The 6,018-nt window shown below is 59.4% G+C and carries 9 protein-coding genes; 8 read left to right on the plus strand and 1 reads right to left on the minus strand.

Translation table 11 applies throughout. The annotated features are described in order from the left end of the window. Positions 1-64 precede the first annotated feature (64 nt). Positions 65-1,060: a hypothetical protein gene (locus EN745_RS27720; RefSeq protein WP_189363178.1), complete on the plus strand. Its 996-nt coding sequence runs from the start codon at positions 65-67 to the stop codon at positions 1,058-1,060. Here the strand turns inward: EN745_RS27720 and EN745_RS37540 are convergent. Beyond that, entirely contained in the window at positions 1,053-1,628 is a 576-nt protein-coding gene (locus EN745_RS37540) for a CatB-related O-acetyltransferase (protein WP_127422722.1), read from the minus strand. The two genes, EN745_RS27720 and EN745_RS37540, sit on opposite strands and share 8 nt — an antisense overlap. Before the next feature lie 116 nt (positions 1,629-1,744). Between EN745_RS37540 and EN745_RS27730 the strand changes: the two genes are divergently transcribed. From EN745_RS27730 to EN745_RS27770, 7 genes are all read left to right on the plus strand, one after another. Further along, positions 1,745-2,407 (plus strand): glycosyl hydrolase 108 family protein, encoded by a 663-nt coding sequence (locus tag EN745_RS27730; protein WP_127422723.1) that lies wholly within the window; start codon positions 1,745-1,747, stop codon positions 2,405-2,407. After that, positions 2,404-2,607 carry a hypothetical protein gene (locus EN745_RS27735; protein ID WP_127422724.1) on the plus strand — a complete coding sequence of 68 codons (204 nt, stop codon included), beginning with the start codon at positions 2,404-2,406 and terminating at the stop codon, positions 2,605-2,607. Before EN745_RS27730 ends, EN745_RS27735 begins: the two co-directional genes overlap by 4 nt. 1 nt (position 2,608) lies before the next feature. Further along, a complete protein-coding gene (locus EN745_RS27740) occupies positions 2,609-2,866 on the plus strand; it encodes an ABC transporter permease (protein WP_127422725.1) in 258 nt (85 codons plus the stop codon). 166 nt (positions 2,867-3,032) lie between these two features. Next, on the plus strand, positions 3,033-3,356 hold the full coding sequence (locus EN745_RS27750) for a hypothetical protein (protein WP_127422727.1): 324 nt from the start codon (positions 3,033-3,035) through the stop codon (positions 3,354-3,356). 100 nt (positions 3,357-3,456) lie between these two features. After that, positions 3,457-4,263: a TIGR04255 family protein gene (locus EN745_RS27755; protein WP_127422728.1), complete on the plus strand. Its 807-nt coding sequence runs from the start codon at positions 3,457-3,459 to the stop codon at positions 4,261-4,263. A 2-nt stretch (positions 4,264-4,265) separates the two neighbouring features. Beyond that, the gene (locus EN745_RS27760) at positions 4,266-4,871 is read left to right on the plus strand and encodes a hypothetical protein (protein ID WP_127422729.1); all 606 of its coding nucleotides are present in this window, start codon (positions 4,266-4,268) and stop codon (positions 4,869-4,871) included. Between the two features lie 565 nt (positions 4,872-5,436). Further along, a complete protein-coding gene (locus tag EN745_RS27770) occupies positions 5,437-5,955 on the plus strand; it encodes a hypothetical protein (RefSeq protein ID WP_189363179.1) in 519 nt (172 codons plus the stop codon). The last annotated feature ends 63 nt before the right edge of the window (positions 5,956-6,018 follow it).

Consider the following 6,018-nt stretch of genomic DNA (forward strand, 5'->3'; position numbering starts at 1 on the left):
CCAAGCGGCTTAGATTTTCGCGGGCTCGCACTGATCATTGCTCCATCGATAGATTGGAGCAGCTATGCCGCGCGCAGGTGGTGTCTATTCAGCCCCTCCGGGCACCAAGGGAACGCCGAACACCCCGATCGAGTCGGCGAAGTACAACGCGCTTGTCGACGATCTGGTGGGGGACGCGAACGCTGCGCGGCCCGTCACGGCTGGCGGCTCGGGATCGAGCACGGCAGTAGGCGCAGCCGACAACTTCAACGCAGCTGGCGCGGACATGGCATCGGCCGCGACTGTCAACCTGGCAAACACCACAGGTACGCTGGTCAACATCACAGGCACGGTCCCCATCACGGCGCTCGGCACGCTCGCTGCCGGCGCCGAGCGGGATCTTGTGTTCGCTGCGTCGCTGACCTTCACGCACAACGCTACGAGCCTGATCCTCCCAGGCGCAGCGAATATCACCACGGCAGCAGGCGACGTCGCACGCATGCGGTCACTTGGCGGCGGCAACTGGAAGTGTGTCGGCTATCAAAGGGCGGCCGTCGCTCCCCTCTCGAACACCTTCGCCTCACCAACGATCACGACCCCAACGCTGACGCTGAAGCAGAGCGCCGCGCCGACGCCGACGGCGGAAGGCGATGTCCAATGGGATACTGATGACGATGTGCTCGTCGTCGGCGATGGTGCCGCTCAGAAGATTTTCGCAGCGCTACCCGCCGGCACGGTGGCTGGCGACGTCCTCTACCTTACGAGCGCCAAAGCTCTGGCCAGGCTCGCAAAGGGGACAGCTTTGCAGATGCTTCGGATGAACGCCGGGGCAACCGCGCCCGAATGGTCACCGGCCCTGGACTATGCTGGTGGCGCCGCCGCACTCTCTACCGGCGCGGTCGGAACGTATGCATTTCTCAAAACCAACACCATTCTGAACCCTGGCGACACGATAGCTGGATCCAGCTGCCTCTACTCAAATTCGGGCGGCGTCACGGTGGGCGGAGCACCCGCTGGAACATGGCGATGCATGGGCTATTCGGTCAATCCACATGTCACCCTGTTCCTGAGGATCAGCTAAAGCGCCGCGCGAACTCTTCAGCCGGAAGGTCGAAGGCGGCACGTTCCGTCTTGATCCGTTCGATTGGCCAATTCCACCATTGGATTTCCAGCAGCGCGGCAACCGTCTCATCAGGGAACCGGCGCTTGATCAGCTTCGCCGGATTTCCTCCGACAAGGGTATAGGGCTCAACGTCCTTGGTGACGATACTGCCAGCGGCGATGACCGCGCCGTGTCCGATCTTCACGCCCGACAGGATGATGGCGCGAGAGCCTATCCAGACGTCATTACCGACGACAATAGGGCCTTTAGAGGTCAGGTACTCGAGGTTCGTCTTGGTCTTGAAGGTGCGAGACTGGAATGGAAACGTCGACACGGTGTCTGTTCGGTGATCGCCCTGACAAAGGAACAGCACTCCCGGCGCGATCGAGCAGAACGACCCGATTATGACAGGCGACTTCGCCGTAACATTGTAGAAATTCCCGTCGCTGATCCCGTGGCAATCGCGACCGACCGTCACATGTGCGGGCACCTTCAGCTTCGATCTGAGAATACTTTTCTCGCGCAGCCAGGCGGTAAGTTTCGACATGTTGAAGCACCCCGTGATTCCGCGTCAGCACTAGGTAAAACTCTGCCGTTATTCAAGCGGCTTAGAATTTCGCCATGTGCGCGCACAGGATGGCGCCGTTGCGAACGGAGCCGCCGATGGACAGAAACTTTGCGCGTTCTCTTGCCCTTGTCCTGAAGTCCGAAGGCGGCTGGTCGGACAACCCGGCCGATCCCGGCGGGGCGACGATGAAAGGCGTCACGCTGGCGAACTTCCGTCGCTACGTGAAGGCGGACGCCACTAAAGCCGATCTTCGCAAAATCTCGGATGAGCAGATCGCTACGGTCTATCGGCGCTTCTACTGGGATGCTGTCGCCGGCGCCGAGCTGCCTGACGGTGTCGACTACGCCGTCTTTGACTTTGCTGTGAACAGCGGTCCGGGCAGGGCTGCGAAGTACCTCCAGGCGGCGGGCGGCGTCGGCGTGGTGCAGGATGGCCGAATTGGGCCGGCGACGCTTGCCGCGGTGCGGCGCAAGCCCGCTGGCGTCGTCATCGACACGCTCTGCGATGCCCGGCTCGCGTTCCTGAAGCGTCTACCGACCTGGCCGACCTTCGGGAAGGGCTGGCAGAGCCGCGTGGTGTCGGTGCGCATCCAGTCGATGCTGATGGCCACGCCCGCGCCAGCCCAGCCTGTTCCGGCAGATTCGGCACCCGCCTCTTCGGCGCCGGCTCCAACCGCGCCAGCCTATGTGGAGCGCAATCCCTTCTGGGCAGCGCTGTTCGCAATCGTCAAAGCCATCTTTGGAAGGAGATCACCATGACCGCCGTCATTGTCCGCATTGCCCTGCGCTATGGGGCGGGCGTGCTGGTCGCGCGTGGCCTGCTCGGCGGTGACGACGCTTCGGCCTTCTCTGCCGACCCCGACATCCAAATGGCTCTGGAAACCGGGCTCGGGCTGGCGATCGGCGGCGCGACCGAAGCCTGGCACCTGCTCGCTCGCCGCTTCGGCTGGGAGCACTGAGATGATCGAGGTCTTCACCGCGCTCCTCGAATCGTTCCTGCACAATCCAGTCGTCATCGCGATCGGCGCGGGCATCGTCATGGCGGTTGGCGCATGGATCAGGGGCCGGCTGTCCGGCGCCAAGGCCGAACGCAACAAGCAGGCTGTAGAGCGGCTGGCAGCCCGTGACGAGGCAGACAAGATCGACCAGGCCGTTGCCGGTATGTCTGACGCCGAGATTCTGAAGGAGCAGGCCAAATGGTCGCGCCTAAAGTCCTAGCCCTGACTGCCTTCGTCGCCCTGGCCGCTTGCCAGCACGCGGGCGGCAGTTTCTGCGACGTCGAGAAGCCGAACCGCAATCCCGTCGAAGACATGACATCGACCGAAGCGCGGTCGGCACTCGCGCACAATCTCAAAGGCGCCAAACTCTGCGGCTGGAGGCCATGATGCACGAATTCCTCGACTTCCTCGGCATCAAAGGCCCTGTAGTGGCTGCCGGCCTCGCTGGGGGCATCCTGCGGGCTCTCTCGCGCCATCGCTACAAGATCCGTGAGATGATCGCCTCGCCGATCTGTGGGGCGCTGGCCGCGGCCTACCTGACGCTGCCAACGGTGGCCTACTCCCAAGCGATCGGCCTGCCTATCCCGGATACCAAGGATGAAACCACCATCCTGGCCGCCGCCTTCTTGATCGGGGTTTCGGCCATGTGGATTTCGGATATCCTGTTCGAGTTCATCGTGCGAAAATTCAAGCAAGGCGCAGTTGAGTAAGGGTCGCCTGACATCCACAAATGATGCCTTCTGGCGAAATTTCGCTTTGCAACTCGTGTTCGGGCTACTACTTATCGCACACTTAGGCAGGTGAGAATTTATGGCCAAACCCCGTGAGCTGCTTTACGAGCATGCGCCACTCACAGAAGTTATCGCTGAAATTCACTGGGCATTAACGCCGCTACAAATGGCTCCTGGCGCGGCCATCGACCCATTCTATTCGCTTCTGGAGGATCGGCTGACGTCGCAGTTGGCCCAAAGCGGCTACGTCCATATTGAGACAAGGGTCCCAGACGAAGTGCCCCGGGAGATGCTGGCTCATGCCGTCGTCCGATTATTCAGGACCTCGCCGAGTACGTGGCCTGTCTATCAAATCGGTCCCGGAGTTTTCACCGCCAATGTAGTGCCTCCTTATGGTGGTTGGTCGAAATTCCGGCCGTTTCTGCGCCAAGGCTTGGACTATCTTCTCGGTGCGTACCCCGACAAGGCGCATCTAAGGCCTGAGCGAATTGTGCTGCGGTATGTGAATGCCTTCGGGCCTGAACACGGTCTGATAACTCCTGCCAACTTCATTAGCGAGTATGTTGGGCTCAGTGTCTCCTGGCCTGACGCTGTGGGTGAGGTATCCAATCAGTCGAACGACGTCTCTCTCACTGGTGACTTGCGTCTTCCCATCGCTGATCTGCCTGGGGCTATCGGATTGATTAGTTGGAAGGAGGGGACGAGGCCTAGCGGGGACAAGGTTGTAGTCCTTAACCTGTCGGTCAATGCGCCTCTGGCGTCGACTATTGATGTGGAGTTATGGTCCAAGACGTTTGATTCTGCTCATGCAGTTATTTCTAAATTGTTCGAGGGAATAATTGCCGATAAGATTCGCCCGCTCTTAGGCAAGGAGTTGAAAGCGTAACTATGGCTGCCCCCATTTCGCTTTATGGCTTGCATGACAATGCCGTGTTGAGCAAGTCGATTCGGGCGTTGCCTCCTTCGGTAGCTGGCTACGACAAAAGGACTGATTTTATACGGTTTTGGGACCCTTCGGCGTCCTCAATCGACCAAAGCTCGACGGTGATATCCCATTTCCTTCCTGCCGCCGTCTTCGCTGGGTTGGAGCGTATCAAGGCAACCAACTTGATTCTCTCGACGGCGGAATTCAACGCAAATGTCGGCAAGTCCAGCTTCCCATTGCCCTTTGCGAGCGTAGGGGCATGGTTGCATGAGACGTCTCGGTCAATATCCTCGCTCCCATTGACGGAAAAGCAAAAGAAATTGGCTACCGCGATATTGCGATCGGCTGCTTCGTGCCGTGAGGACCCGCCCGAGATCACTTTGTTGGATGAGGGTTCGCTCATCATTGAGTACAATGATGTATCCAGGATAGTGAGCGCCAAGATTTCTGCTGAAGAGGCATTTTTGTCATCAGCATCTTCAGAGATCGAGGTCAGCGCAGTGATATTTGATTCCGAATCTAGCGCGGAGCTACTTGCTTCCCGATTTTTGATTGAATTGGCCCCTTAGCCCTTTCTTGAACGCATGGTGATCTGGGAACCCTCCTCCGAGAGCATACAGCCGACCGAAATCGTGGGCAGGAGATTGCTCGCCAAAACCTATAAAGATTGGCCGACGCTTGGGCCGCCCAATGGCCAGCTAAAACTCTCAGCGGAGGCATTCGAGGATTCTAGGCTGGACGAAGACCTTTCGCTTGACCGGCTGGGCACAAGCAATCCGGTGAAGACCGTAGTCCGCCGCCTTACTGTTGTGGCAGACGCAGAGGCGGCTAAGACCTTCAAGTCATTTTTCGGTTGGGTAGCTATAGCCGCTAGAGATCTGAAGAATTCAACACTAGTTCCCAGTCCGCTCTCGATCGAGGAGCACGGGATAGACAATCCATTCCATGCAGACATTGATAGATCTGGGTTTCGTGAACGAGCACAGGCTTTTCATCTAAGCGTGAGCCTCCGTTTTCAATTTCAGGAGCGGGGTAGATACGTGCCACCAGTGCGCGCCAGCGAGGGCCAGCCAGCCTAGCCATCTGTTTCAAGCGGCTTAGAGTTTCGCGTTCGCGCCCGCCATCCTGCCCGCCATGGCAAAGACGGACAAGCGCACCCCGGATCAGCAGAAGCAGGGCGCGGCTCTTCGTGAGGAGGGATCGAAGTGGCTTGCGCGCGTCGAGGCTGCCGGCAAGCTCGAAAAGCAGTGGATGGACGACGCCGAAAAGGCGGTGAAGGCCTACACCGGCGAAACCAAGTCGGACGACCTGAGCACGTCCGCCACGCTCGGCAACACCTACGACTTCAACATCCTCTTCGCCAACGTCGAGACCATCGTTCCGGCGATCATCAACAGTCCGCCTGCGCCTGACATCCGACGCCGCTTCGCCGACGAGGATCCTGCAGCAAAGGACGTCGCCGAGCTGATCGAGCGCGCCATTCGCAAGCAGGTCGACGATTCCAAGCTGCAGGTCGAACTGGAGGGCGAGGCGCAAGACGGGTTCCTGGCTGGTCGAGGCATCATCCGGCTTCGCTTCAAGAGCGACATCGTAAAGGACGAGACGACCAAGGCAGAGCTAGCTGTGGAGCCTCAACAGGTTGTCCTCGGTTAGAGCGAGGCGACTGATAGGTGTTTTGGACTTTAGGCTCCCGTGGGGACGGTGCCAATTGTATCC

The sequence above is a fragment of the Mesorhizobium sp. M4A.F.Ca.ET.022.05.2.1 genome (assembly GCF_003998845.1).
Lineage (GTDB): Bacteria > Pseudomonadota > Alphaproteobacteria > Rhizobiales > Rhizobiaceae > Mesorhizobium.